Raw genomic sequence first — 24,348 nt, 5'->3', positions numbered from 1 at the left:
GGTTCGCGCGCTTGGAGGATCGCGGATGTTCCTCACCGGGCTGCCGATGCCCGGACGAACCCTGGAAATGCTGATCCTTTATTCCGATTGGCCGGGCCTTGCCGAGCCGTCGATGCCGCTTCCGCAGGTGCGGCCGGACGACCCGGCGCTGGAGCTGGCGCTGATCGCCCACTGGCCCTTCGTCATCGCCCCCGAGCAGGCCTGTTACGACGAGCTGAAGGGGAGCCGCTTCTGCGAGGCGGAATCTCCCGAAGGCGCTGTAATCGTTGCTCCTTTTCAGTCCCACAATCCCTATCAGGGGGTCCTGATCGCCGGCGGCCTCGACCACCGTCCGGGCGGTCCGGAACTTGGCGCCATGAATGATCTGACAATGGCTGCCTTTAGCCGGCTTCTGGGCATGGACGAAATGATGGCGGAGCGGGCCGGCGGCCTGTCGCCGCGCGAACGCCGCGTCGTGGAGCTGACGGCCTTCGGCAAGACCGCCAGCGAGATCGCCGAGATGCTGCAGATTTCCCACCGCACGGTGCATGCCCATCTGCAGAACGCATCGGGCAAGCTGGACGCCCGCAACAAGACCCAGACCGTGGTCGAGGCGATCCGCTACGGCCAGATTTCGCTCGCCGCATCGCTGGCCAAGGCACCGCCCAGAACCGGATTCCAGTACAGCTAGGGTCGCCCGCGGACGCGCCGGATCTCGCCCGGCGATGCGATATCCACCGACCCAATGGGTCAATTATGCATACTTTTGGTTGCAAGGCCCCGCGTGCGAGGCCGCGAATCGGTGTCGCGGCATGCGGGAAATGGCAAAAAAAGCCCGCGTCGGATTCGCTCCGGGCACGGCTCGGGCCGGAGCGGACGGCCGTCACAAGCGCACGCCGGCAAGGGGGACCGCGGCGCGGCCCCCGCTCGATCAGCCGTTCGATATCAGGAGTGAAACGCTCTAGTACGTCATCATCAGTACGTCATCATCGGATCGAGCGTCTTTGCTTCCTCGATCCATTTGGTGACGTTCTTTTCGCTCGGCAGCAGGCGCACAAGCTTCTTGGTTCCGTTCACCTCGGCCATCTTGGCGGTGAGGTTGGCGGCGTTGCGGTGCTTCAGTTCCTTCACCGTGTCGACGCCGGCCGCTTCCAGGAGTTCGGAATATTCTTCCGCAACGCCCTTGATGCGCATGAGGTCGGCCATGTTGGCCCATTTCAGGATCAGGGTCTCGTCGATGCCGCTGTCTTCGGCGAGCTGCTTGCGGCCTTTCGGATCCTTTGCGCGATCGAGCAGCTTGCCGGTGGTGCGAATGCCCACGGCCTTCAGCTTCTCGGCGAATTTCGGACCGATTCCCTCAATATCCAGAATTGGATAGGACGACATTGACCTGTAACCTCCACGCTGCTGTGTCACCCCGCCACCGCGGCGGGACCCCCGGGAACGGACCGCCTTCCGATCGACGTCTGTCCGTCCTGTCTCTGTATTCTCATGCACGCCGTTGTCCCGAGGCCGGCGACGGGCCAGGGGCGGCGCGCTCTAGATGGCGATCTGGCTGAGGCCAGGGATCGACGAGATCGCTGCGTCGACCTGTTGCGGATCGGTCTTTTCCTTGGCGAAACCGACGATCTCGTGGGCGGTTCCCTTGACCTGGTCGATGTCGAGCCCGGCGCTGGTGAGCTGGTTCAGCGCGGCCATCGCGCCCATGGCGCCGCCGAGGCCGCCGAGCATGTTGCCGAGGCCGCCGAACAGCCCGCTCTTCTGCTCTTCCTCCGGCGCGTGCTCGGCAAGGAACTGCCGCGAGCCCGGAATGGCATCGATCAGCGGCGCCACTTTCTCCGTGTCGCCATCTTTCTCGATAAATCGCAGGATAATGGCGACGGCCTGGCGGGCCGTTGCTTCGTCTATGCCGACTTTTGCGACGATGCGAGCGATCAGCTCGTCCATGGGCGGGCGCTCCTTGTCCGGCGAGTGGCCGACACTGTGACACCAGCAAACCGTCAAAAACAAGCGCTGCCGGGCGTTTTTGGCCGTGCCGTGTTACTGAAGCCACGTATACAATCCGGTTTCCATATTCCTTGTTCCATTTCGGGATCATCGGCTTTGTTGTCGCCCGGCGAACAGGCTCCTATAAGGGACGATCCCCATCGGAGACCTGCCAATGCTCAGCGACACCGCGGTCTATCTCGGAACCAGCGTCAAGCCGGAATACATCGCGCTCAGATACGCCAACCGCCACGGCCTCGTCACCGGCGCCACCGGCACCGGCAAGACCGTTTCTCTGCAGATCCTGGCGGAGGGGTTCTGCGCCGCCGGCGTGCCGGTCTTCTGCGCCGACATCAAGGGCGACCTCTCCGGCATCGCGGTCGCCGGCACGGAAAAGGACTTCCTGAAAAAGCGCGCCGAGACCATCGGCTTTGCGGACTACCGCTACGAGGCGTTCCCGACGGTGTTCTGGGACCTCTTCGGCGAAAAGGGCCATCCGATCCGCACCACGGTCTCCGAGATGGGTCCGCTCCTCCTGTCGCGCCTCCTGGAACTCACCGACGTGCAGGAGGGCGTTCTCAACATCGCCTTCGCGCTCGCCGACGACGAGCGGCTGCTGCTGCTCGATCTGAAGGATCTGCGCTCGCTGCTGACCCATCTCGACGAGCGCCGCAAGGAGATCTCGGTCCGTTACGGCCGCGTCTCGACCGCCTCGATCGGCGCCATCCAGCGCCGCCTCCTGGTGCTGGAAGAGCAGGGCGGCGAGGCCTTCTTCGGCGAGCCTGCGCTCAGCATCGCCGACCTCATGCGCACCGACGCCAACGGCAGGGGCACGATCAATGTGCTCGCCGCCGACCGGTTGATGGCGAGCCCGCGGCTCTACGCGACCTTCCTCCTGTGGCTGATGTCGGAGCTGTTCGAGGAACTGCCGGAGGTCGGCGACCCGGAAAAGCCGAAGCTCGTCTTCTTCTTCGACGAGGCCCATCTCCTCTTCGACGAGGCGCCGAAGGCGCTTCTCGACAAGGTCGAGCAGGTGGTGCGATTGATCCGCTCCAAGGGCGTCGGCGTCTATTTCGTCACCCAGAACCCGCTCGACGTCCCGGACGAGGTGCTCGGCCAGCTCGGCAACCGGGTCCAGCACGCCCTTCGCGCCTACACCCCGCGCGACCAGCGGGCCGTGCGCGCCGCGGCGGAAACCTTCCGGCCCAATCCCGAGCTGGATACGGAACGCGCGATCACCGAACTCGGCGTCGGCGAGGCGCTCGTCTCGACCCTTGCGGAAAAAGGCGTGCCCTCCATCGTCCAGCAGACGCTGATCCGCCCGCCGTCCTCGCGGCTCGGGCCGATCACCGATGCCGAGCGCGAAGAGCTGATCGCAAGGAGCCCGCTCCTTGGCCGCTACGACGAGGCCATCGACCGCAACTCGGCCTATGAGGTCCTGCAGCGCAAGGCCGAGGAAAAGGCGCGCCAGGAAGAGGAGCAGCGGCGCCAGGAGGAAGAGGACCGCGAACTGGAACGCATCCGCCGGGAATACGGCTCGGCCAAGCGCACGCGCTCGACACGCACCCGCCGCACCGCGCAGCCAGATTCCCTGACCGAGAGGGCCGTCAAGTCGGTCGTCGACGGCGTCACGGACGCGCTTCGAAAACGCGTCGACCGCTTGCCGGATACGATCGGCCGCGACATCTTCCGCGGTATCCTCGGCAGCCTGAAGCGCGGCTTCTGACGTGCCGCCTGCCGCAGTTATTTGAACCCGTCGACCGACGCTCCCCGCCGGCCGTATCACTCCGGAGCCCCGTTTCCATGTCGCTGAATGCCGTCCTTTCCCGCATCGATGCCAATCTCAATGACAGCCTGGAGCGGCTTTTCGAGCTGATCCGGATCAAGTCGATTTCCACCGATGCCGCCTTTGACGCCGACTGCCGCGCCGCCGCCGACTGGTGCGCCGCCCAGTTGAGCGCCATCGGCATCGCCGCCGAGCCCCGCAAGACCATCGGCAAGCCGATGGTCGTCGGCCACCGCAAGGACGCCGGCGCCAGGGGCCCGCACGTCCTCTTCTACGGCCACTACGACGTCCAGCCGGTCGACCCGGTCGAACTCTGGAACACCGATCCCTTCGAGCCGCAGCTCGTTGCCCGCGACGACGGCTCAAGGATGATCGTTGCCCGGGGGTCTGCCGACGACAAGGGCCAGCTCATGACCTTCGTGGAGGCCGCACGCGCCTGGATCGAGGAGACCGGCTCGCTGCCGGTCCCGGTCACCGTGCTCCTGGAAGGCGAGGAGGAGTCCGGCAGCAAGTCCGTCGGGCCGTTCCTTGCCGAGAACACCGAGGAGCTGAAGGCCGACCTCGCCCTCATCTGCGACACCTCCATGTGGGACCGGGAAACGCCGGCGATCTCCACCATGCTGCGCGGCCTCACCAGCGACGAGGTCACCGTCAAGGCGGCGAACATGGACCTCCATTCCGGCATGTTCGGCTCCGCCGCCCGCAACCCGATCCATGTGCTGGCGAAAATCCTCGCCGGTCTCCACGACGATGCCGGCCGTGTGACCCTGCCGGGCTTTTACGACGGCGTCCCGGACCTCCCCGACGATATCAAGGCGATGTGGGACGACCTCGGCTTCGACGGCGAGGCTTTCCTGGCGGAGATCGGCCTGTCGGTTCCTGCCGGCGAGACGGGGCGCACGGTGCTGGAGCAGATCTGGTCGCGGCCGACCTGCGAGGTCAACGGCATCACCGGCGGCTACACTGGCGACGGCTTCAAGACCGTGATCCCGGCCGAGGCCTCGGCCAAGGTCTCGTTCCGCCTCGTCGGCGACCAGGACCCGCAGGCGATCCGCGCCGCCTTCCGCAAATATGTGGAGGAGAGCCTGCCGGCGGACTGCTCGGCCGAATTCCACGCGCACGGCTCCGGCGCGGCGCTCACCATTCCCTTCGACGACCCGTTCCTTGCCAAGGGCCGCAAGGTCCTGGAGGAGGAATGGAACAAGCCCGCGGCCCTGATCGCCATGGGCGGCTCGATCCCGATCGCAACGGATTTCCAGAAGACGCTCGGAATGCAGTCGCTGATGATCGGCTTCGGCCTCGACGACGACCGCATCCATTCGCCGAACGAGAAATACGAGCTGACGAGCTTCCACAAGGGCATCCGCTCCTGGGCCCGGCTCATCGGCGAGCTTGCCGAGACGGCATAAGCGGAAGAGGATTCAGCCGAGGTGGGGCAGGCCCGAAAGGTCCTTGAGGACGACGGCCGGCGGCAGGTCCGAATATTCGTCCGGCACGCCGGCCCGGTTGATCCACACGGTCCGGAACCCGAAGGCGGTTGCGCCGGCGACGTCCCAGCGGTTCGACGACTGGAACGAGACGGCTTCCGGGTACACCCGGAACTGCGTGGTCACCATCTCGTAGATGCGCGGGTCGGTCTTGTAGGCACGGAGTTCGTCGACGGAGATGACGGCGTCGAGATAGTCGGCAATGCAGGCCGAGCGGACGGCGGAGTCCAGCATCTCCGGCGAACCGTTGGACAGGATCGCCAAGCGGCAGCCGGCCTCCTTCAGGCCCTTCAGCACCTCCGGCACTTCCGGATAAGCGTCGAGCTCGCGATAGGCATCGAGCAGCATCGGCTTGACGGAGGTATCGGCGCTCGGCACGGCCCGGAAGGCGAAGTCGAGTGCCTGCTCCGTCAAGCTCCAGAAGTCCTGGTAGCGGTCCATCAGCGAGCGGACCCAGGAATATTCGAGCTGCTTGGCGCGCCAGATCTCCGACAGCTTCTGACCGTCCGGGCCGACCGCCTCGGCGTGCCGGCGCACCGCCGCATGGACGTCGAAGAGCGTCCCATAGGCATCGAAGACAAAGACGGAATGCGACATGGCGGACGGTCCTGCGGTTGGGCGGTAGCGCGCGTTTGTGACGGGCGCCAAGGGAACCGGGCCGGACCGCCGCCGTCAAGCGTCTTTCGGCGGCGGCAGTTGCAACATTCCGGCATCGTCCATCGGGAAGTCGGGCACGAAGGCGATCTCAAGGAAATGGCCGCCCGGGATGCGGACATAGGACGAATAGCCGCCCCAGAACACGCGCTGCGGCGGCTTCACCGGCCGCGCGCCGGCAGAAACCGCCCGCGCATAGGCCGCGTCGACCTCCGCCTCGCTGCGCCCGTTCCAGGCGATGGTGACGCCGTCGCGCCCGGCCGGGCCGATCTCCGAGCCCACATCCTCGGCAAGGGCCGTGCGGCCGAACAGCGCCAGCACGGTGCCGGGCAGGGCAAAGAAGACGATCTCCGGGCTCTCGAACCCTGAGGGTTGCCAGCCGAGCCCGTCGGCAAAGAACCGCTTCGTCGCGCCAACGTCGTCGACGCCGAGCGTGATCATGTTGAGGCGCTGTTCCACGGTTTCCTCCGCCCGGCTGTTTGCTGCCGTCGCGATTGCACCAATAAGAACATAGCAGGAACAGATGCGCAAGCCGCGACCGAATGCTTTTTTGCCGCCGCGGGTGTTGACGGCGTCCCCGCCGCAGCGTTCGATCACACCGGCATATCGGAGGACACGACATGGCGGATTGGTCGCAAACCTGGACCTGGATCGACGGCGGCTGGATCGAGGGCAACCCGCCCATCATCGGGCCGCGCACCCATGCCGCCTGGCTCGGCTCGACCGTCTTCGACGGCGCCCGCGTGTTCGAGGGCGTTGCGCCCGACCTCGACCGCCATTGCGCCCGCCTCAACGACTCCGCCGTCGCCCTCGGGCTGAAACCGGTCAAGGAGGTCGGCGAGATGGTGGAGCTGACGCACGAGGGCGCCGCGAAATTCGCCCCCGATGCCGCGATCTATGTGCGCCCGACCTATTGGGCCGAGCGAGGCGGGCCGTTCGTCGTCGCCGCCGATCCGGAGTCCACCCGCTTCTGCCTCTGCTTGTTCGAGGTGCCGATGCCGCCGCAGGGCAAGACCACGACGGTCACGAAAACGCGCTTCCGCCGCCCGACCATCGAGACCATGCCGGTCAACGCCAAGGCCGCCTGCCTCTATCCCAACAATGCCCGCATGCTGAACGAGGCCCATGCCAAGGGCTTCGACAACGCACTGGCGCTCGACATGCTCGGCAACGTCGCCGAGCTTGCCACCGCCAACGTTTTCATGGTCCGGGACGGCACCGCGTTGACGCCGGTCCCGAATGGCACCTTCCTCAACGGCATCACCCGCCAGCGCATCATCGCCCTCCTTCGCGGAGCCGGCATCACCGTCGCCGAGACGACGCTGACCTATGACGATTTCCTCGGCGCCGACGAAATCTTCTCGACAGGGAACATTTCCAAGGTCGTGCCCGTTTCGCGTATCGATGAGAGGGAATTGCAGCCCGGACCGATCGCCAAGATGGCCCGTGACCTCTACTGGGATTTCGCCCACGCGGGCGGATGATCGAGAGGCGGCGGGCCGACCGCGGCGAAGGGCAAAATACTCCGTGTTAATCCGATCCGGAGATTGCCTTAGGCCCTGATGCGACCTATTTACACAGGTGTCCCTTTCTAGCCGGCGTTTCGCCGGCATTTGACTTCTTTACACCGATTCAAGGAGGCCCAAATGGCTTTTGAACTGGCCGATCTGCCTTACGCCTACGACGCGCTGGCGCCCTACATGTCCGCCGAAACGCTCGAATACCACCACGACAAGCACCACCAGACCTATGTCACCAAGGGCAACGACCTGGTGAAGGGCACCGAGTTCGAGGGCAAGAGCATCGAAGAGGTCGTCACGGGCTCCTTCGGCAAGGATGCCGGCATCTTCAACAACGTCGCCCAGCACTACAACCACACCCATTTCTGGAAGTGGATGAAGGCCGGCGGCGGCGGCAAGAGCCTGCCGGAGAAGCTCGCCAAGGCGATCGAGTCCGATCTTGGCGGCTACGACAAGTTCCGCGAGGACTTCATCGCCGCAGGCGCTGCCCAGTTCGGCTCCGGCTGGGCTTGGGTCGCCGTCAAGGACGGCAAGCTTGAGATCATGAAGACGCCGAACGGCGAGAACCCGCTGGTGCACGGCGGCACGCCGATCCTCGGCTGCGATGTCTGGGAGCATTCCTATTACATCGACTACCGCAACAAGCGCCCGGACTACCTCGCCGCCTTCGTCGACAGTCTCATCAACTGGGAATATGTCGAGGAGCTCTACGAGGCCGCGAGCTGACGGCGTCGATAGCTAAAACCATTCAATACGAAAAACGGCGGAGCGATCCGCCGTTTTTTATGCCCGGTCTTGCGAAAACAGCGCGATCAGTCGCGATAGCCCGGCGTGCAGCTTTGCAGCCGGATGACGCCGTTGACCTCGCCCTGCCAGATGGCGAGCCAGGCGCGGCATTCGGTGTGGCTGGCAAAGCAGGCGACGTCGGAGAGCTGGCGCGCCGGCTCGTCGGCGAGGGTTCCGGCAAAACGGCCGGTCCAGACCCGGTCGGCGCCGTATTTCGGCACCGCGATGCGGCAGTCATAGGCCGTGCCGTAGGCGTAGGGCGGCGCCTCGAAGGGCTGCAGCGGAATATCGCCGTCGAAGGAAAAGAGCCCGAAGGCAAGGCCGAAGCCGGCAAGGACGGTGTGAATCATGGACGCCTCTTGGAGTTTGGCCAAGGGTAACGTGGTTCAAGGCGAGACGGAACCACGCCCTGGTGGCGGTTTTGCGGCGGCGCGGATCGCCGGTGCGATGATGGGCTATTGCGCTCGGGCCCGTCCGGGTGCCAAAGATCGGCCATGAGCGAAGCAATGCAACCGGCTGGCGACTGGGTCGCCGCCTTTCCGGCACTGGTGCAACTGGACGCGCCGGCCCGGGCCGCCCTTTCGGCTGCCGGCCAGCGCATGACGCTGCCGCCGGGCGCAGAAGTCTTCGCGCCGGGCGATCCCTGCCGCGCATGGCTGCTGGTGGAATCGGGCTCGGTGCGCGTCCAGATGACGTCGGACACCGGCCGCGAGGTGGTGCTCTACCGGGTCGGCCCGACGGAAAGCTGCATCCTGACGACCGCCTGCCTGCTCGGCGAAGAACTCTATTCGGCGACCGGCATCGTCGAGACGGAAACGGTCGGCATTGCCGTTGGCGTCGGTGCCTTCCGGCGGCTCCTGGAAGACTCCGCCGGCTTTCGCGACCTCGTCTTTGCCGGCTTCGGCCGCCGCTTCACCGACATCCTGATGCGGCTGGAAGACGTCGCCTTCCATCGCCTCGACATCCGCCTTGCCCGCTTGCTCCTTGCGCGCGCCGCGGATGGATCCGTCGACGCCACCCACCAGGACATCGCTGTGGAGTTGGGCTCGGTCCGGGAGGTGGTCAGCCGCCAGCTCAAGACCCTTGAGCGCGACGGCCTCATTCAACTCGATCGCGGCCGCATCGAGATCCGCGATCCCGCGGGCCTTCAGCGCATTGCCGCAGCCGGCTGATATCGGCCAGTTACTCCCCATTTCTTCGTTTGGTGACAAAGTCACGGAAGGCGACCGTGCGTTGCGTTAACGTGCCTTCAGCGTTTCACCGGCCGCGCCGTTGGCGACGGCCACAACAACGGAGACTTTCCATGGGTTCCCTCATCAATATGGGGTCTGTCGACCGCATCCTGCGCCTCATCGTCGGCGTGCTGCTCGTCCTCTTTGCCCTTTACGGCCCGGCGGACATCGCCTGGAAGTGGGTCGGCTGGATCGGCGTCGTGCCGATCGTCACCGCCATCATCGGCTGGTGCCCGGCCTACACCCTGTTCGGTCTGCGCACCAAGAAGAGCGCCTAGCCTCAACGGACAAGCGCTCCTCGCGCGTAACCGGGGGAAGGACCGGCGGTGCCATCCGCGGGCAAGTCGCCGGTCCTTTTCTCGGCAAATGCCGGTCACGCGGTATCCTGGAAGTCGGAGAGCTTGCGAAAGCGCTCTTCGACTTTTGCCATTTTTTGCGCTTTTTTCGATGCCCGCCGGCGTTCGCGGTTGAGCCGCCAGGCCTTGCCCATGGCGCGCCGGCGCCGCCGTTCCGCGATCCGAAGGCGCAGCCAGCGCCGCTTCAGGGCCGTCGCGCCGCGGCCGAGATCGACCATTTCCGCCTGATAGGTCTCGCCGAGCGCGGTGCGGAAATCGGTGATCCCGTCCTTCGCGACCTCCAGGAAGTGGCGCACGATCGACATCCAGAGCGGACTGACGAGCAGCGACAACGCGATCACCGTGACGGAGAACCGGTAGCCGTCCACGTTGATGACTCCGCTCGAGGCGCCGATGGCGGCGAGGACAAATGAGAACTCGCCGATCTGCGCCATCATCAGCCCGGCCGGAAAGGCGCGCTCCCATGGCTCACCCACGGCATGCAGCAGCAGGACGTTGACAAGGGACTTGGCGGTCAGGATGCCGAGGACGAACAAAAGGATCGGCCACAGATTGGCCCAGACATAGTTGAGGTCGATCAGGAGCCCGATCGACAGGAAGAACACCACCACCAGAACGCTCTGGATCGGATGGGTGACGGCGATCGCTTCTGAGCGCAGGGTCGAGTTGGCCACCAGCAGCCCGGCAACGAAGGCGCCGAACGCCGCCGACATGCCGAACAGGGCCGAGATCGCGCCGGCGGCAAAGCACAGCGCGATTGCGGCGACCGCCACCACGTCGCTGCGCCCCTGCACCGCCTTGGAAAAGGGCAGGGTGATTTTCTTGCGCCGCGACAGGAAGCGCAGCACCAGCACCAGGACGCCGAGCGCCAATGCCAGCTTCGCCGCCACCCAGCCGAAATTGGTCTCCGCCCCGCCGCCCATGGAGCCGATCAGGATGATCATCGGCACCACGGCGATGTCCTGGGCGATCAGCACGCCGACGGTGATGCGCCCGGTCATCGACCGCATCTCGCCGAAGGATTCCAGCATGGTGATGGTGACCGCGGTCGAGGAGATCGAGACGATGAAGCCGAGCAGGAGGCTCTGCTGCAGCGGCCAGTCGAACACCGCGCCGAAGCCGAAGGTGATGCCGAGCGAGACCGCGATCTGGCCGATGACGGTGAGGACGGCCGGTCGCAGCACCAGCATGAAGGCCCTGAGGCTCAGTTCCATGCCGATCAGGAAGAGCAGCAGCACGACGCCCAGCTCGGCAAGCACCAGCACCGATTCCGTCGCCCGGACGAGACCGAGCCCGGTCGGGCCGAGGACGACGCCGCCGAGGATATAGCCGACGATGGGCGGCTGCTTCAGGTAGAGGAAGATGATCCCGACGATCGTCGAAACCGCAAGAACGATGGCGATACCTGTGAGTTCGGCGACGTGACCTTCCAATCGGCCCTCCGGGGATGATGCGCTGGCGTCAGAATCAAAAAGCTAGCGCATCTCCCGGAAAGTTACGAGACGGTGGCGAGGCGCCGACCGGTTCTGCGGCTCAGCTTGCCGGTTCATGCGAGGGCTGGCAGGCCTTCAGGTCGGCAAGCACCGCCGCCATCATCCGGAAATAAAGGCCCGGACCGGCGGCCTCGCCGAACGCCTCGACCTTTTTTGCTGCCGCCGGACAGTTCGGCGCGGCGAGGTTGAATCGCCAGGTGAGGTAGAGAACGTCGGAGGCGGGTACGTGCAGCGGCACGCCCTCCGGCGAGCCCAGCGCCGAGCGCATGGAAGCCTCCAGTTCCTTCAGCCGTTCTTTCAGCAGGATCTCGTTATCGAGGATGCGGTTCGCGTCGTCCGGATAGACGCGCACCAGATTGGAGGCGATGCGGCCGACGGCGGTCCTGGCAAGGCGCGGGTCGAGCCAGAAGCGCATGTCGTGGCGCCCGCTCGGCCGGTCGGCATTGTCCGGCAGCGAAATGCTCATCAACGGTGTCGTCGCCCCCAGCGTCAGGCTCTTCAGGCTGACGGACGGATCGAGGGTCCTGAGGCCGGCAAGCGCGGTCTCGTATTCCCGTCCGGCCCAGACCACCATCTCGGCCCCGTCGATGGCGGCCATGGCGTCAGCGGACGGAACGGGCGCGGCAAGGTCCTTGCGCGAGGCGAATAAGAGGCCGGGGCTGTCGACGCCTTCCAGCAGCGTTGCGACGAGCGAATGGAGCGGCGGGGTGGAGACGACGACCTTCTCGCCGGCCTCGGCGATGCCGAAACCGGAAAAGAGGGTGAGAAGGAAGGCGGCCAGGGGGCGGCCGGTCGAGAACAGGCGGTGCATGGAAATATCCTCATATGACACGGGTTCCCTCGGGCGCGATGGCGCAAGGGCTGCGGTTCGTTGTTCTGGAAAAAGCCGTGTCAGGCGAGGGGAGGGCCGCGGGTGGTGCCGGCGCGCCGCCAAGGCGTCGCCAGCCGGAAGTCGGACACTTCTGGAACGACGGCAGCGACGACGACCGTTGCCGGGCTATCGAGGACGGGAGCGGCGGCCGCGACGGCGCCTCCGACTGCGGCGGTGCCGCACAAAAGGCAGGACGCGCCGTCATTGCTGCGCGGTACCGGCTTGCCGTCGGCGCCGAGCGTGACGATGCCGTCCGCGGTGCAGATCTGCAGGAAGCCGAGGGGCGTTCCGTCCGGTCCGCCGATGGCAGCCGCAACGGCCATGGCCGAGGCGTGCTCCGCCGCAAAGGCGGCCTGCAGCAGCATCGCCCACAGGGCGAGCCACGCCGACAGGCGCCTGCGCTTCAGAATGCGGCCGTGTCGCTGAAACAAGAGCCCCGCCCCCCGGTGCCGGCGTTCTTTAGACGCCTTCCGGAGTGGCAGGATAGGCGGTTTTCCGCCGTGGTCAAGCAGGTGCTAATCTATCTTGCCGGTGACCTTCAGCGCGAAGGCGTAGTTGAGGGCGACCTCTTCCAGCCGGGCAAAGCGCCCGCTGGCGCCGCCATGGCCGGCCTCCATGTTGGTCTTGAGGAGGAGGAGGTTGCCGTCGGTCTTGGTTGCGCGCAGCCGCGCTACCCACTTCGCCGGCTCCCAATAGGTGACCCGCGGGTCGGTGAGACCGCCGACGGCAAGGATCGGCGGATAGGCCTTGGCCTCCACATTGTCGTAGGGGCTGTAGGATCGGATCGTCTCGAACGCCTTCTTGTCGCGGATCGGATCGCCCCATTCCGGCCATTCCGGCGGCGTCAGCGGCAGGGTGTCGTCGAGGATGGTGTTGAGGACGTCGACGAAGGGCACCTCGGCAAGGATACCGGCAAAGAGGTCGGGTGCCATGTTCGTCACCGCGCCCATCAGGAGCCCGCCGGCCGAGCCGCCATGGCCGACGATTTTGCCCTTCGAGGTGATCTTTTCGGCAACGAGGAACCTTCCGGCCGCGATGTAGTCGGTGAAGGTGTTGGTCTTGTGCTCGCGCCGGCCGAGCCTGTACCAGCGATAGCCCTTGTCCTTGCCGCCGCGGATATGGGCGATGGCATAGACGAAGCCGCGGTCGACCAGCGACAGGGCAGTCGTGCTGAAGGAGGCTGGGATCGAGATGCCGTAGGAGCCGTAGCCGTAGAGCAGGCACGGGGGCGAGCCGTCGAGCGGCGTGTCCTTGCGATAAAGGAGGGTGACCGGCACGGTCTCGCCGTCGCTCGCCGGCGCCATCAGCCGGCGCGTGACATAGGCGTCCGGGTCGTGGCCGCTCGGCACTTCCTGCTCCTTGCGAAGCGTCCGCTCGCGGCTTTCCATGTCGTAGTCGTAGACCCGCGACGGCGTCGTCATCGACGAATAGGAGAATCGGAGGCTGGTCGTGTCGAATTCGAAGCTGCCGGCGAGCCCCAGCGAATAGGCCTCTTCGTCGAACGCGATCTCGTGTTCCGCCCCGTCCGAAAGCCGGCGGATGATGATGCGCGGCAGGCCGTTGGCGCGTTCAAGGCGGACCAGATGGCCCTTGTAGGGCGTCACCGACAGGATCAGCCGGCCTTCCTCATAGGGCACGAGGTCCTGCCAGTTTTCCCGGCCCGGGGCGGTGACCGGGGCGGTGACGATCTTGAAGTCCTCCGCGCCGTCGCAATTGGTCAGGATGAAAAGCGTGTCGCCGCCATGGTCGAGGTTGTATTCGTGGTCGACCTCGCGGGCCGCCACCATCACCGGAGCGCTTTCGGGGCGATCGGCATCGATCAGCCGGATCTCCGAGGTCTGGTGGTCGCTGGCGTTGATGACGATGAAGCGGTCCGACTGGGTCTTTTCCAGATCCATGTAGAAGCCAGTATCCTTTTCCTCGTAAACGAGGACATCGTCTGCCGGATCGGTGCCGACCACATGGCGGAACACCTTGCTCGGCCGGTGGTTGGCGTCCAGCCGGATGTAGAAGAGGGTCCTGCCGTCATTGGCCCAGACCGCCGAGCCGCCGGTATCTTCCATGACGTCGGCAAGGTCGGTTCCCGTCTCGGCCGTCCGGACCTTCAGGGTGTAATATTCCGAGCCGTTGCCGTCGAACGCCCAGGCGAGAAGCTTGTGGTCCGGGCTGTGGCTGACACCGCCGAGGTGGAAATAGGCGGCGCCTTCCGCCTCCCTGTTGCCGTCGAGCAGCGTCGTCTCGGCACCGCCGTCCCGGGGCGTGCGCACATAGATCGGGTGCTCGGCCGCCTCGACATATTTCACCGCATAGGCAAACGGTCCGTCCGGCGCCGGCACGGAGGAATCGTCCTCTTTGATGCGCCCCTTCATCTCGGCAAAGAGCGTCTTCTGCAGCGCCTCCGTGTCGGCCATCATTTCGGCCGTATAGGCGTTTTCCGCCTCCAGATAGGCGCGGATGTCGCCGGCCAGCACCGACGGATCGCGCATCACGTCCTGCCAGTTGTCGGCCCGCAGCCAGCCATAGTCGTCGGTGAGGGCAACGTCGTGGACGGTCGTCGTGACGGGACGCTTTTCGGCAATGGGCGGCTGCATGGGAGGGACCTGGATGTGTTGGAGCGAGGGACGGGAGGGTTCGGCCACGAAGGCCTCAGGCGATCTACTCCTCCGCGTCCCCCGTGTCGAGCTTCAGGGCCGTGCCGTTCATGCAGTAGCGCTGGCCGGTCGGCTCCGGCCCGTCGGGAAAGACGTGTCCGAGATGGGCATCGCAACTGGCGCAGCGCACCTCGGTGCGGCGCATGAACAGGGCACGGTCTTCGTGCTCGCTGACGGCGCCGTCGGCGACCGGCGCAAAAAAGCTCGGCCAGCCGGTGCCGGAATCGTATTTCGTCTCAGAGGAAAACAGTGGTGCGCCGCAGCACACACAGGCATAGACGCCGTCGCGCTTTTCGTCGTGATAGGGGTGGCTGAAGGCCCGTTCGGTGCCGTGCTTGCGGGTGACGCGGTATTCTTCCGGGCTGAGTTCCGCCTTCCAGTCGGCGTCGGATTTCGTGACCTTGGGCGGTGCGGATGCGGTGCTCATGGAGGGAACCTCGTTCGGCTGCTTGGACGCTTTCTGAAATAGGGTCGAAGCTGCGTTGCAGCAACCGGCCGCGTATACGTTGAAGATTCGGCTGAACAACCGCCAATCGGCAGATCGTGTGCCTTGCCCTTCACCTAATCGCAAGATATGTCACAGATATTCGCCCCTCGCGAATCGGCAGCGTTTTCGCCGCTATTCGTTCTTCCTCCTTCGGGCCGTTTCCGGGATCGCGCATGGGACTGAGTGAACACGACCTGTTTCTTCTGGCAGTCCTATCGCCGTTTGCGGCGGCGGCGGTGGCCCCATTCGTGACGCGTGTTCTCGGCCACCGGGCCGGCTGGTTGCTGGCGCTGGTGCCGCTTGGCATCTTCGCGCTGATCGCCTCCCATATCGGCGAGGTCGCCCACGGCGGCAACACGGTCGTCGCCTATGACTGGGTGCCGAGCTACGGCATCAAGCTTTCCTACTACCTCGACGGCCTGTCGTCGCTGTTCGCCATGCTGGTCTCCGGCATTGGCGTCTTCATCGTCATCTATTCCGGCGGATATCTGAAGGGCCACCGCTATCTCGGTCGATTCCTCGCCTTCATGCTGTTGTTCATGGGCTCGATGCTCGGCGTCGTCCTCGCCGACAACCTCATCACGCTGTTCATCTATTGGGAACTGACGTCGATCACGTCGTTCCTGCTGATCGGCTTCGACAACAACCGCGAGGCCTCGCGCCGCGCCGCCCTGCAGGCGCTGCTGGTGACCGGCGCCGGCGGCCTGTCGCTCTTGGCCGCGTTCCTGCTGATTTCCTCCACCACCGGCATTACCGAGATGTCGGTGCTGAACGCCTCAGGCGATATCCTGCGCGACAGCGCGCTCTACCTGCCGATCTTCATCCTGGTGCTCGGCGGCGCCTTCACCAAGTCGGCCCAGTTCCCGATGCATTTTTGGTTGCCGAACGCCATGGAAGCGCCGACGCCGGTCTCCGCCTACCTGCACTCCGCGACCATGGTGAAGGCGGGCGTCTATCTGCTGATGCGCATGCATCCCTCCCTCGGCGGCACCGAGCTGTGGACCACCGTGCTGCCGATCTTCGGCGGCGTGACGCTGATTGCCGGCACGTTGCTGGCCGTGCGCCAGACCGACCTGAAGCTGATGCTGGCCTATACGACGGTCGCATCGCTCGGTCTCCTCGTCATGCTAACCGGCACCAGCATCGATGCCGCCATCACCGGCGCGGTGCTCTATCTCTTTGCCCATTCGCTCTTCAAGGGCGGCCTGTTCATGGTCGCCGGCACCATCGACCACGAGGCCGGCACCCGCGACATCACCCGGCTCGGCGGCCTCGGCCGGGCGATGCCGATAACGTTCTTCGCCGCCGCCCTTGCCGGGCTGTCCATGTCCGGCCTGCCGCCCTTCATCGGCTTCATCGCCAAGGAAGTGCTCTATGACGGTACCTTCGGCGCCACCACCGACAACTGGGCCGTCACCGCAACCGCGGTCGCCGGCAACGCCCTGATGCTGGTGATCGCCGCCGCCGTCGCCTTAAAGCCATTCACGGGCGAGAAGGTGGAAACGCCGAAACACGCCCATGAGGGCCCGGCTTCGCTCTGGCTCGGCCCGCTCACGCTTTCGCTGATCGGCCTTGGCACCGCGCTTTTCGCCCACACCACCGGCGAATACCTCATCGGGCCGATGGCGGCGGCCATTTCCGGCGGCACGGCCGAGGTCGAGCTGCACCTGATCCCGGCCCATTTCGGCGCGCCGGTTGTCCTGTCCATGGTCACCGTCGCCCTCGGCATCGCCGTCTTCCTGATGCTCGATACCGCCCGCGGCATCGTCGCCGGCGTCCTGAGGGCGATCGGCTGGGGCCCGGACCGCGGCTTCGACCAGGTCGTGCGCCTGATCATCCGCATGGCCATCGTGATCACGCGGGTGATCCAGCCGGGTCGCATGCAGACCTACATGCTCGTCGTCTTCCTGTTTACCGCGCTCGCCCTGTTCGTGCCGCTCTTTGCCTATGGCGAGATGCCGGAATGGCCGGAATGGCCGGCCTTGTCCGGCTCCAACTTCTACGAATGGGCGATCATCGCCATCGCCGTCCTCGGTGTCGGTGCCGTGCTGATCGCCAGCACCCGCCTCAACGCCATCGTCTCGCTGGGCATCCAGGGCTTTGCCGTGGCGCTGATCTTCATGCTGTTCGGCGCGCCGGACCTGTCCTTCACGCAGTTCATGGTGGAGACGCTGTCGGTCGTCATTCTCGCCCTCGTCATGACCCGCCTCGACCTCGGCAATCACGGCCACCGGCCGCTGCCGGCGATGATCCGCGACGGCACGGTCGCCGTTGCCGTCGGCGTCGGCCTCGGCCTCTTGCTGCTGTCGGTCACCCAATGGCCGTTCGACGCGCGCCTGTCGGAGTTCTTCACCGCCAACAGCCGGGCCATCGCCCACGGCCGCAACATCGTCAACGTCATCATCGTCGACTTCCGCGGTCTTGATACGCTCGGCGAGATCGCCGTCGTCATGACCACGGGCCTTGCTATCCTGGCGTTGATCCGCATCCGCACCCGCAAGGTCGAGCAGTATGACGGCACCAAGCGGGAGGTGCGCATCGCCCGCACCTATAGCGGCGAGAGATGGGGAGGGGACGTGTCGTGAGGACCGTTATCTTTCGCACGATCGCGCCGTTCCTGGCGGCGATCATGGTGCTGTTCTCGATCTTCGTGCTGCTGCGCGGTCACAACGAGCCGGGTGGCGGCTTCATCGGCGGCCTCATCGCGGCTTCCGCCTTTGCCATCTACGGCATCGCCTCCGGCGTCGCGCCGGTGCGCCGGGCGATCTACTTCCATCCCATGGGCATTGCCGGCTTCGGCCTCTTCATCGCCGCCGTCGCCGGCCTGCCGTCCATGCTCAAGGGCGTGCCATTCCTCACCGGCATGTGGACGGCCATCGAGGTGTTCGAGGTCAAGGTCGACCTGTCGACGCCGATGCTGTTCGACATCGGCGTCTACTTCGTCGTCGTCGGCGCCATCACCTCGATCGCGCTCGCCCTGGAAGAACGGGAGTTCGATTGATGGAACCCGTTCTCTGCGTGCTCATCACGGTGCTGTTTTCGGCCAGCTTCTACCTGATGCTGTCGACCCACATCATCCGGGTTCTGCTCGGCGTGGCGCTGTTGTCGAACGGGGTCAACCTTCTGATCTTCACCGCCGGGCGGCTCTTGCGCGAAGTGCCGCCGATCATCGCCGAAGGTCAGATGGTGCCGACCATGGCGACCGCCAATCCTCTGCCGCAGGCGCTGATCCTGACGGCGATCGTGATTTCCTTTTCCTTCTTCGCCTTCCTGCTCGTGCTCGGCTTTCGCGCCTATCAGGCGCTCGGCACCGACGACGTGAACGAGATGCGCGTCGCCGAACCGGAGCGGGAACCCGAACCGCCGATGGGATACTGACATGGCCGCCGAAAGCCACGCCGTAGACCTGTCCCATGCCATGTTCACCCAGCCGGTGGCGTTCGCCGACTGGCTGGTGATCGCACCGGTGGTCACCACCATCATCGGCGGCGCCATCTGCCTGATGACCCGTAAGCAGACCACCCTGCAGCCCTGGATCGGCACCTTCGTGATGGCGCTCCTGGTCGCCATCGACGCCGCGCTCCTGCTGCGTGTCGTCAACAACGGTCCCGTCACCATGGTGATGGGCAACTGGCTGCCGCCCTTCGGCATCGCCTTCACGGTCGATGCCTTCGGCGCTCTGATGGCGCTGGTCGGCGCGGTGATCGCGCTGACGGGCTCGGTCTATGCCCTTGTCGACGTGCGCACCCTGTCCCGGCGCTACGGCTTCTATCCGCTCCTGATGCTGCTGATGACCGGCGTTTCCGGCGCCTTCCTCACCGGCGACATCTTCAATCTCTATGTCTGGTTCGAGGTGACGCTGATCTCGTCCTTCGGCCTGCTGATCCTCGGCTCCTCCAGGCCGCAGCTCGACGGCGCCGTCAAATACGCCTTCCTCAACCTGATCGCGACGACGCTGTTCCTCGTTGCCGTCGGCTATCTCTACGGCGTCCTCGGCACCCTCAACATGGCCGATATCGTGCGCTCGGTGCGCGAGCTGCCCGATGCCGCGCCGATCGGTACCATCGCCGCCCTGTTCCTCCTGGCCTTTGCCATGAAGGCGGCGGCGTTCCCGATCAATTTCTGGCTGCCGGCCTCCTACCACACGCCGCGCATCGTCGTCGGCGCGGTCTTTGCAGGCCTCCTGACCAAGGTCGGTGTCTATTCGCTGATCCGCATCCTCGTCATGCTGATGCCGGAAAACCGGGCGGCGATGTCCGATATCATTGTCTGGCTGGCGATCGGTACCATGCTGTCGGGTGTGCTCGGCGCGCTCGCCCAGAACGATATCCGCCGCATGCTCGGCTATCTCGTGGTCTCCGGCATCGGTTCCATGCTCGTCGGCCTGGCGCTTGGAACCGCGGACGCGGTCGGCGGTGCGCTGCTCTATGCCATCCATTCCATGCTGGTGATGACCGCGCTCTACTATCTGGCCGGCATCATGCGGCGCACCGGCGGCGCCTTCGACCTTGCCGGCCTCGGCGGCCTTTACGGGGCCAATCCGCTGCTCGCGGGCCTGTTCCTGGTGCTCGGCCTTGCCGTTTCCGGGCTACCGCCGTTCTCCGGCTTCTGGCCCAAGGTGGTGCTGGTCGAGGCCTCGCTGAAGGCCGGCGAGGGCCTGCTTGCCGCCGCCATCCTGTTGACCGGGTTCCTGACCACCCTTGCCGTCGGCCGGGTCTGGCTGTTTGCCTTCTGGCGTGGCGGCCCGCTCGGCACCCCGGACGGCGCGGAGCACCTGCCGACGGCGCGGGTGCCCCATGAGACGCGGCTTGCCGCCTATCTGCCCGTCTTCTTCCTCGTTGCGCTTATCGTCTGGCTCGGCGTCTGGCCGGAGCCGGTCTTCGCCGTTGCCAACCAGAGCGCGCTCGGTATGGTCGATCCGAGCGCCTATCTCGACTCCGTCTTCGGAGGCTCCGAATGATCGCGCTCTACCTCATCAACATCCTTCTGGCCATCATGTGGGCCGCCGTCGGCGGCAGCTTCACGCTGGTCAACATCCTGTTCGGCTTCGCGCTCGGCTCGCTCGCGCTTCTCATCATCCGCGAGCAGGCCGGCACCGTCGCCTACGTCAAGCGCTCCTACAAGGTCGTCGCCCTGGCGCTCCTGTTCCTCTACGAGCTGGTGCTGTCCGCCCTCAAGGTCGCCCGTGTGGTGCTGTCGCCGAAGATGCGGCTCAGCCCCGGCATTTTCGCCTATCCGCTGACCATTGACCGGGATTTCGAGATCACGCTGCTCGCCAACCTGATCACGCTGACGCCCGGCACCCTCAGCGTCGACGTCTCCGACGACCGCAAGGTGCTCTACGTCCACGCCCTCGACATCCCCGACGTCGACGCCGCCATCGCCGATATCCGCAACGGGTTCGAGCGCAAGATCATGGAGGCTTTCCGATGATGTCGTCGTCCGCCGCCTTCCTGCAATGGTGCGTGTTGCTATCGCTGGCAGTGCTGGCCGTGTCCTTCGTCCTGATCGTTGTTCGGATCATCATCGGGCCGACGCTGCCGGATCGGATCCTCGCCCTCGACATGCTGGTCGCCGTCGGCATCGGCTTCATTGCCGTCATCGGGGTGAAGACGTCCTACTATCTCTACCTCGACATTGCGATCGCACTCGGCCTCGTCGGGTTCCTCGCCACCGTTGCCTTTGCAAGGTTCGTCCTCAACCGCGGGCGGATGGAGCTCGCCCAGGAGGAATCGGCCCGTTCCGCGGAGGATCCGGCATGAGCGACGTCCAGAACATTGCCGTCGGTCTTATTCTTCTGACCGGCTCGTTCTTTGCCTTCGTTGCCTCGATCGGCCTGTTGCGGCTGCGCGACATCTATATGCGCATGCATGCCGCCAGCAAGGCGGGCACCCTCGGCTCCGGCCTGATGATGGTCGGGCTTGCCGTCTATGCCGCCGAGATCGACGTCATCTCCCGGGCGCTTGCCGGCGTGGTGTTCTTCCTGCTGACGACCCCGGTCTCGACGCATTTGCTTGCCCGCGCCGCCTATCTGGTCGGCCACAAACCGGCCGAGGAAACGCGAATCGACGACTATGCCGACGCGGTGAAGTTCGACCGCGACAGCTGACTCTCCGATTCGCCGTCTCTGAGTCGCTTTTTGCTGCGCGATAAACCACTAGTAGTGGTCTTCAGGTTTTTACCTGCCAGCGCAATATGATTAATGGTATCCGAACTCTATCTAAAAAACGCAATTAATGGATAGGTTGAGCGTTAGTCTTTTCCGGCTCTTGTTTTTTGGAGAAAATGATTTATACCTCTTTTTCATCCAATGTCGGATATTTGAAAACTTCACACCAGTGCCGGGCCTCCCACGAGAACTTGGCGGTAAGTTTATCCGGCGTTCTAGCGGGGAATTTCGAGGTAAATTGGCGCATTTCTGCGCCTGAATGGGTGAAAAGATGAACGAAGAAGCGATGGACTCCAATTTGATCGATCTCACAGCGGACATCGTGTCCGCCTATGTGAGTAATAACGCCGTTGCCTCGGCCGATTTGCCCGGCCTGATCTCCGAGGTGTATTCGGCCCTGCAGAAAACCACCGGTGAGGCCGCCGAGCCGGAGCCGGAGCCGTTGAAGCCGGCCGTCCCCTACAAGAAGTCGGTGACGCCCGATTACATCATCTGCCTGGAAGACGGCAAGAAGTTCAAGTCGCTGAAGCGCCATCTGCGGACGCACTACGATATGACGCCGGAAGAATACCGCGAGAAGTGGAATCTGCCGCCGGATTATCCGATGGTCGCTCCGAACTATGCTGCCGCCCGCTCGGCCCTTGCCAAGAAGATGGGTCTCGGCCAGCAGCGTCGGCGCTCCAAGTAAGTCCGACCGGATACCGATCCGGTCTTTGAAATGCCGCGGCCGCGATGGCGGGCCGCGGCATTTTCTGTTGTGCCTTCGCTCGCCGGGTGAAGGCCTTTGCGCGTGTGCGACGTGGTTATCCTCGCTTTGACGCGGTGCACACAAAAAGAATTGCACGTAATACTTGTATTGCTTGTTGTGTGTCGGACCGGCGAATGCGCAAAATACCCTCTAAAAAACAATATATTGCGACAAGCGTAGATTGCCGGCATCAGGTCTTTTCCCGAGCGCTTCCACGAAAGACAACTTGAGATAAACCCATCGACAGCGGGGAAAGTTATCCCCGAGCGGTCTGTCCGGCCCCATCCTGTCCGAGGCATTTATTCCTAATTGCGTGCCGTAGGAGCGTGTTTTCGGAAGGACGGACCCCCATGATTCATCCCTGCCCACCTGCCGTGGCTTCGTGCCCACCCTTTCCCCTGCGCCGGGATTTCGGCACCGCCGAGGCCTGCCGTTTTCTGGAGCTCACGGTGGCCATGGCCTTTCGCATGCCGGTCGAGGAGCTGCGGGCCCGCACGCGCCGGCGCGCCCCCGTCGCCTTCGCCCGCCAGGTCGCCATGTATGTCGCCCATGTCCGCCTCGGCCTGTCGTTGACCGAAGTGGGCCGCCAGTTCGGCCGCGACCGCACCACCGCCGCCCACGCCTGCCGGGTGATCGAGGACCAGCGCGAGGACCCGCGTCTCGACCGGCTCCTCGATGGCATCGAGCAGGCCGTCGGATCGTGGAAGGACATGATCGCCGCCAATTTCTGGGAAGCGGCGTAAGGGGAGGGCGCCATGGCTCGGCTCCGCACGTCCGGCGGCAATGGCAGCGGCCGGACGAAGCTTTTGAAACGCATCGCCGGCGGCGGCTGCGTTCTCTCGGAGACAGATGGCCCCGACGGCCAGGGATCGAAAACGCTGGATCCGGACATCTGGCGGCCGCTGGTCAGCGACGGTCTCGTCGTTCGCGGCAGCGACGGCGCCGCAGCGCTGACCGATGCCGGCAGGGCGGCGCTCAAGCGGGCGCTCAGCGGTGCCGACGGATTCGGCAACCAGCACCGGTCGCTGCGCACGGCAACCATCTTGGAAGAAGACGGCCGCCGGCTCCGGGTCACCGTCAACGACACCGAAAGCCCGCTCGCCTGGCTCGCCCGCCGCCGCGGACGCGACGGCAAGCCCTATCTGAGCGAGGCCCAGGTCGCCGCCGGGGAGCGGTTGCGCGCCGATTTCGAGCGCGGCCGCATGGCGCCGCGGGTGACCGCGAACTGGAGCGCCATGGACCTTCCCGCCGACAGGCGCAGCGGCGAACGCGGCGGCATTGCGGACCTGACGGACGCCGCCCTTGCCGCCCGCGGGCGGGTGGCGAAGGCCCTCGATGCCGTCGGCCCGGAACTCTCCGGCATCCTTATCGACGTCTGCTGTTTTCTCAAAGGGCTGGAGGAGGTGGAACGGGCGCGCAGTTGGCCGGCCCGCGCCGGCAAGGTCATCCTCGCCATCGCGCTCTCCCGCCTCGATGCCCACTACGCGCGGGGCGCCTCGGCCCGGCACCAAAAACCGGTGCCGCGGCAGCACGCCATCCTGATTGCGGAAGAATAAGCCGCTGTTCGCCCGTCAGACGGCGGCCGCGGCCGCGTCCTTGCGGATGCGGGCGATCATGGCGTTGAGGCCGTTGGCCCGCTGCGGGGTCAGGTGGTCGCTGAGGCCGATGCGCTGGAACGTCGCCGCCGGATCGGCACCCAGAATCTCCGGCGCGGTCTGGCCTGAAAGCTGCGCGAACAGGATGGCGATCAGCCCGCGCACGATATGGGCGTCGCTGTCGCCGCGGAAGATGAGTCGCGGCGCACCGTCGCCATTCTCAAGATGGGTGGCGAGCCAGACCTGGCTGGTGCAGCCATGCACCTTGTTGGCCTCGGTGCGCTCGTCCTCCGGCAGCGGCTCCAACTCCTTGCCGAGTTCGATCACGTATCGATAGCGATCTTCCCAGTCGTCGAGGAGTTCGAAGTTTTCGACAATGTCGTCGATCTGCATGGCGCTGCCGCTGGCTGGAGGTATCCGGTCGCCCGCAGATATAGGGCATCGCCGGCGCCGTTGGAACCCGCCGCGGCAGCGCGGCCGGAGCGGAAAAAAAGCGCCGCAAGCGCGGACGGCTTGCGGCGCAGGGATGATCGATCGCGGACGGAAAC

General features: G+C 65.2%; 28 protein-coding genes. 17 read left to right on the top strand and 11 right to left on the bottom strand.

Annotated elements, in window-relative coordinates; translation table 11 throughout:
• Nucleotides 1-25 precede the first annotated feature (25 nt).
• The gene (locus CH339_RS15745) at nt 26-670 is read left to right on the top strand and encodes a response regulator transcription factor (protein WP_170138544.1); all 645 of its coding nucleotides are present in this window, start codon (nt 26-28) and stop codon (nt 668-670) included.
• A 284-nt stretch (nt 671-954) separates the two neighbouring features.
• Here the strand turns inward: CH339_RS15745 and CH339_RS15740 are convergent, their stop codons facing one another.
• Nucleotides 955-1,365 (bottom strand): DUF4332 domain-containing protein, encoded by a 411-nt coding sequence (locus CH339_RS15740; RefSeq protein ID WP_111435320.1) that lies wholly within the window; start codon nt 1,363-1,365, stop codon nt 955-957.
• A gap of 153 nt (nt 1,366-1,518) precedes the next feature.
• On the bottom strand, nt 1,519-1,926 hold the full coding sequence (locus CH339_RS15735) for a DUF2780 domain-containing protein (protein WP_111435319.1): 408 nt from the start codon (nt 1,924-1,926) through the stop codon (nt 1,519-1,521).
• A gap of 214 nt (nt 1,927-2,140) precedes the next feature.
• Here CH339_RS15735 and CH339_RS15730 point away from each other — a divergent pair, with 214 nt between their 5' ends.
• Together CH339_RS15730 and CH339_RS15725 are read left to right on the top strand one after the other, a co-directional pair.
• Nucleotides 2,141-3,691 carry a helicase HerA-like domain-containing protein gene (locus CH339_RS15730; protein WP_111435318.1) on the top strand — a complete coding sequence of 517 codons (1,551 nt, stop codon included), beginning with the start codon at nt 2,141-2,143 and terminating at the stop codon, nt 3,689-3,691.
• 77 nt (nt 3,692-3,768) lie between these two features.
• Nucleotides 3,769-5,160, top strand: a complete 1,392-nt coding sequence (locus tag CH339_RS15725) for a M20/M25/M40 family metallo-hydrolase (RefSeq protein ID WP_111435317.1) — start codon at nt 3,769-3,771, stop codon at nt 5,158-5,160.
• Nucleotides 5,161-5,172: 12 nt separating this feature from the next.
• Here CH339_RS15725 and CH339_RS15720 read toward each other — a convergent pair whose 3' ends face one another.
• Together CH339_RS15720 and CH339_RS15715 are read right to left on the bottom strand one after the other, a co-directional pair.
• A complete protein-coding gene (locus CH339_RS15720; RefSeq protein WP_111435316.1) occupies nt 5,173-5,835 on the bottom strand; it encodes a haloacid dehalogenase type II in 663 nt (220 codons plus the stop codon).
• Nucleotides 5,836-5,910: 75 nt separating this feature from the next.
• The gene (locus tag CH339_RS15715; protein ID WP_111435334.1) at nt 5,911-6,351 is read right to left on the bottom strand and encodes a VOC family protein; all 441 of its coding nucleotides are present in this window, start codon (nt 6,349-6,351) and stop codon (nt 5,911-5,913) included.
• 161 nt (nt 6,352-6,512) lie between these two features.
• On the opposite strand from CH339_RS15715, the gene CH339_RS15710 reads away from it, so the two are divergent.
• A complete protein-coding gene (locus CH339_RS15710; protein WP_111435315.1) occupies nt 6,513-7,376 on the top strand; it encodes a branched-chain amino acid aminotransferase in 864 nt (287 codons plus the stop codon).
• Between the two features lie 162 nt (nt 7,377-7,538).
• Nucleotides 7,539-8,138, top strand: a complete 600-nt coding sequence (locus CH339_RS15705; RefSeq protein ID WP_111435314.1) for a superoxide dismutase — start codon at nt 7,539-7,541, stop codon at nt 8,136-8,138.
• An 86-nt stretch (nt 8,139-8,224) separates the two neighbouring features.
• Here the strand turns inward: CH339_RS15705 and CH339_RS15700 are convergent, their stop codons facing one another.
• Nucleotides 8,225-8,548, bottom strand: a complete 324-nt coding sequence (locus CH339_RS15700) for a hypothetical protein (RefSeq protein ID WP_146610205.1) — start codon at nt 8,546-8,548, stop codon at nt 8,225-8,227.
• Nucleotides 8,549-8,692: 144 nt separating this feature from the next.
• Between CH339_RS15700 and CH339_RS15695 the strand changes: the two genes are divergently transcribed.
• Together CH339_RS15695 and CH339_RS15690 are read left to right on the top strand one after the other, a co-directional pair.
• Nucleotides 8,693-9,370, top strand: coding sequence for a Crp/Fnr family transcriptional regulator (locus CH339_RS15695; protein WP_111435312.1), 678 nt, complete (start codon nt 8,693-8,695; stop codon nt 9,368-9,370).
• A gap of 131 nt (nt 9,371-9,501) precedes the next feature.
• Nucleotides 9,502-9,708 (top strand): YgaP family membrane protein, encoded by a 207-nt coding sequence (locus tag CH339_RS15690; protein WP_111435311.1) that lies wholly within the window; start codon nt 9,502-9,504, stop codon nt 9,706-9,708.
• A 95-nt stretch (nt 9,709-9,803) separates the two neighbouring features.
• On the opposite strand, the gene CH339_RS15685 is transcribed toward CH339_RS15690, so the two are convergent.
• The 5 genes from CH339_RS15685 to msrB form a co-directional block, all read right to left on the bottom strand.
• Nucleotides 9,804-11,219: a cation:proton antiporter gene (locus CH339_RS15685; protein WP_111435310.1), complete on the bottom strand. Its 1,416-nt coding sequence runs from the start codon at nt 11,217-11,219 to the stop codon at nt 9,804-9,806.
• Nucleotides 11,220-11,319: 100 nt separating this feature from the next.
• Nucleotides 11,320-12,090 carry a metal ABC transporter solute-binding protein, Zn/Mn family gene (locus tag CH339_RS15680; RefSeq protein WP_111435309.1) on the bottom strand — a complete coding sequence of 257 codons (771 nt, stop codon included), beginning with the start codon at nt 12,088-12,090 and terminating at the stop codon, nt 11,320-11,322.
• A gap of 80 nt (nt 12,091-12,170) precedes the next feature.
• Nucleotides 12,171-12,581 (bottom strand): DUF2946 family protein, encoded by a 411-nt coding sequence (locus CH339_RS15675; RefSeq protein ID WP_111435308.1) that lies wholly within the window; start codon nt 12,579-12,581, stop codon nt 12,171-12,173.
• An 84-nt stretch (nt 12,582-12,665) separates the two neighbouring features.
• Complete coding sequence (locus CH339_RS15670) at nt 12,666-14,741, bottom strand: S9 family peptidase (RefSeq protein ID WP_111435307.1); 2,076 nt, start codon at nt 14,739-14,741, stop codon at nt 12,666-12,668.
• 64 nt (nt 14,742-14,805) lie between these two features.
• Nucleotides 14,806-15,228: a peptide-methionine (R)-S-oxide reductase MsrB gene (msrB, locus tag CH339_RS15665; protein ID WP_111435306.1), complete on the bottom strand. Its 423-nt coding sequence runs from the start codon at nt 15,226-15,228 to the stop codon at nt 14,806-14,808.
• Between the two features lie 233 nt (nt 15,229-15,461).
• Here msrB and CH339_RS15660 point away from each other — a divergent pair, with 233 nt between their 5' ends.
• The 10 genes from CH339_RS15660 to CH339_RS15615 all read left to right on the top strand — a co-directional run bounded on the left by CH339_RS15660 (nt 15,462) and on the right by CH339_RS15615 (nt 23,761).
• The gene (locus tag CH339_RS15660; protein ID WP_111435305.1) at nt 15,462-17,873 is read left to right on the top strand and encodes a putative monovalent cation/H+ antiporter subunit A; all 2,412 of its coding nucleotides are present in this window, start codon (nt 15,462-15,464) and stop codon (nt 17,871-17,873) included.
• Nucleotides 17,870-18,289, top strand: a complete 420-nt coding sequence (locus CH339_RS15655) for a Na+/H+ antiporter subunit B (protein WP_111435304.1) — start codon at nt 17,870-17,872, stop codon at nt 18,287-18,289. The genes CH339_RS15660 and CH339_RS15655 overlap by 4 nt, the downstream gene beginning before the upstream one ends.
• Complete coding sequence (locus CH339_RS15650; RefSeq protein WP_111435303.1) at nt 18,289-18,666, top strand: Na+/H+ antiporter subunit C; 378 nt, start codon at nt 18,289-18,291, stop codon at nt 18,664-18,666. Before CH339_RS15655 ends, CH339_RS15650 begins: the two co-directional genes overlap by 1 nt.
• A 1-nt stretch (nt 18,667) precedes the next feature.
• Complete coding sequence (locus tag CH339_RS15645; RefSeq protein WP_111435302.1) at nt 18,668-20,248, top strand: Na+/H+ antiporter subunit D; 1,581 nt, start codon at nt 18,668-18,670, stop codon at nt 20,246-20,248.
• Nucleotides 20,245-20,721, top strand: coding sequence for a Na+/H+ antiporter subunit E (locus CH339_RS15640; protein ID WP_111435301.1), 477 nt, complete (start codon nt 20,245-20,247; stop codon nt 20,719-20,721). Before CH339_RS15645 ends, CH339_RS15640 begins: the two co-directional genes overlap by 4 nt.
• Entirely contained in the window at nt 20,721-21,050 is a 330-nt protein-coding gene (locus CH339_RS15635) for a cation:proton antiporter (protein ID WP_111435333.1), read from the top strand. Before CH339_RS15640 ends, CH339_RS15635 begins: the two co-directional genes overlap by 1 nt.
• The gene (gene mnhG / locus CH339_RS15630; RefSeq protein ID WP_111435300.1) at nt 21,047-21,397 is read left to right on the top strand and encodes a monovalent cation/H(+) antiporter subunit G; all 351 of its coding nucleotides are present in this window, start codon (nt 21,047-21,049) and stop codon (nt 21,395-21,397) included. The genes CH339_RS15635 and mnhG overlap by 4 nt, the downstream gene beginning before the upstream one ends.
• A gap of 331 nt (nt 21,398-21,728) precedes the next feature.
• Nucleotides 21,729-22,145 carry a Ros/MucR family transcriptional regulator gene (locus CH339_RS15625; RefSeq protein WP_111435332.1) on the top strand — a complete coding sequence of 139 codons (417 nt, stop codon included), beginning with the start codon at nt 21,729-21,731 and terminating at the stop codon, nt 22,143-22,145.
• 515 nt (nt 22,146-22,660) lie between these two features.
• Nucleotides 22,661-22,948, top strand: a complete 288-nt coding sequence (locus tag CH339_RS15620; RefSeq protein ID WP_111435299.1) for a helix-turn-helix domain-containing protein — start codon at nt 22,661-22,663, stop codon at nt 22,946-22,948.
• Nucleotides 22,949-22,960: 12 nt separating this feature from the next.
• Nucleotides 22,961-23,761: a DUF6456 domain-containing protein gene (locus tag CH339_RS15615; RefSeq protein WP_111435298.1), complete on the top strand. Its 801-nt coding sequence runs from the start codon at nt 22,961-22,963 to the stop codon at nt 23,759-23,761.
• Nucleotides 23,762-23,776: 15 nt separating this feature from the next.
• Here the strand turns inward: CH339_RS15615 and CH339_RS15610 are convergent, their stop codons facing one another.
• A complete protein-coding gene (locus CH339_RS15610) occupies nt 23,777-24,193 on the bottom strand; it encodes a SufE family protein (RefSeq protein WP_111435297.1) in 417 nt (138 codons plus the stop codon).
• Between the last annotated feature and the right edge of the window lie 155 nt (nt 24,194-24,348).

The organism is Rhodobium orientis, assembly GCF_003258835.1.
Lineage (GTDB): Bacteria > Pseudomonadota > Alphaproteobacteria > Rhizobiales > Rhodobiaceae > Rhodobium > Rhodobium orientis.
The sequence above is the reverse complement of the archived record's forward strand: the minus strand, read 5'-3'. Positions and strand labels throughout refer to the sequence as shown.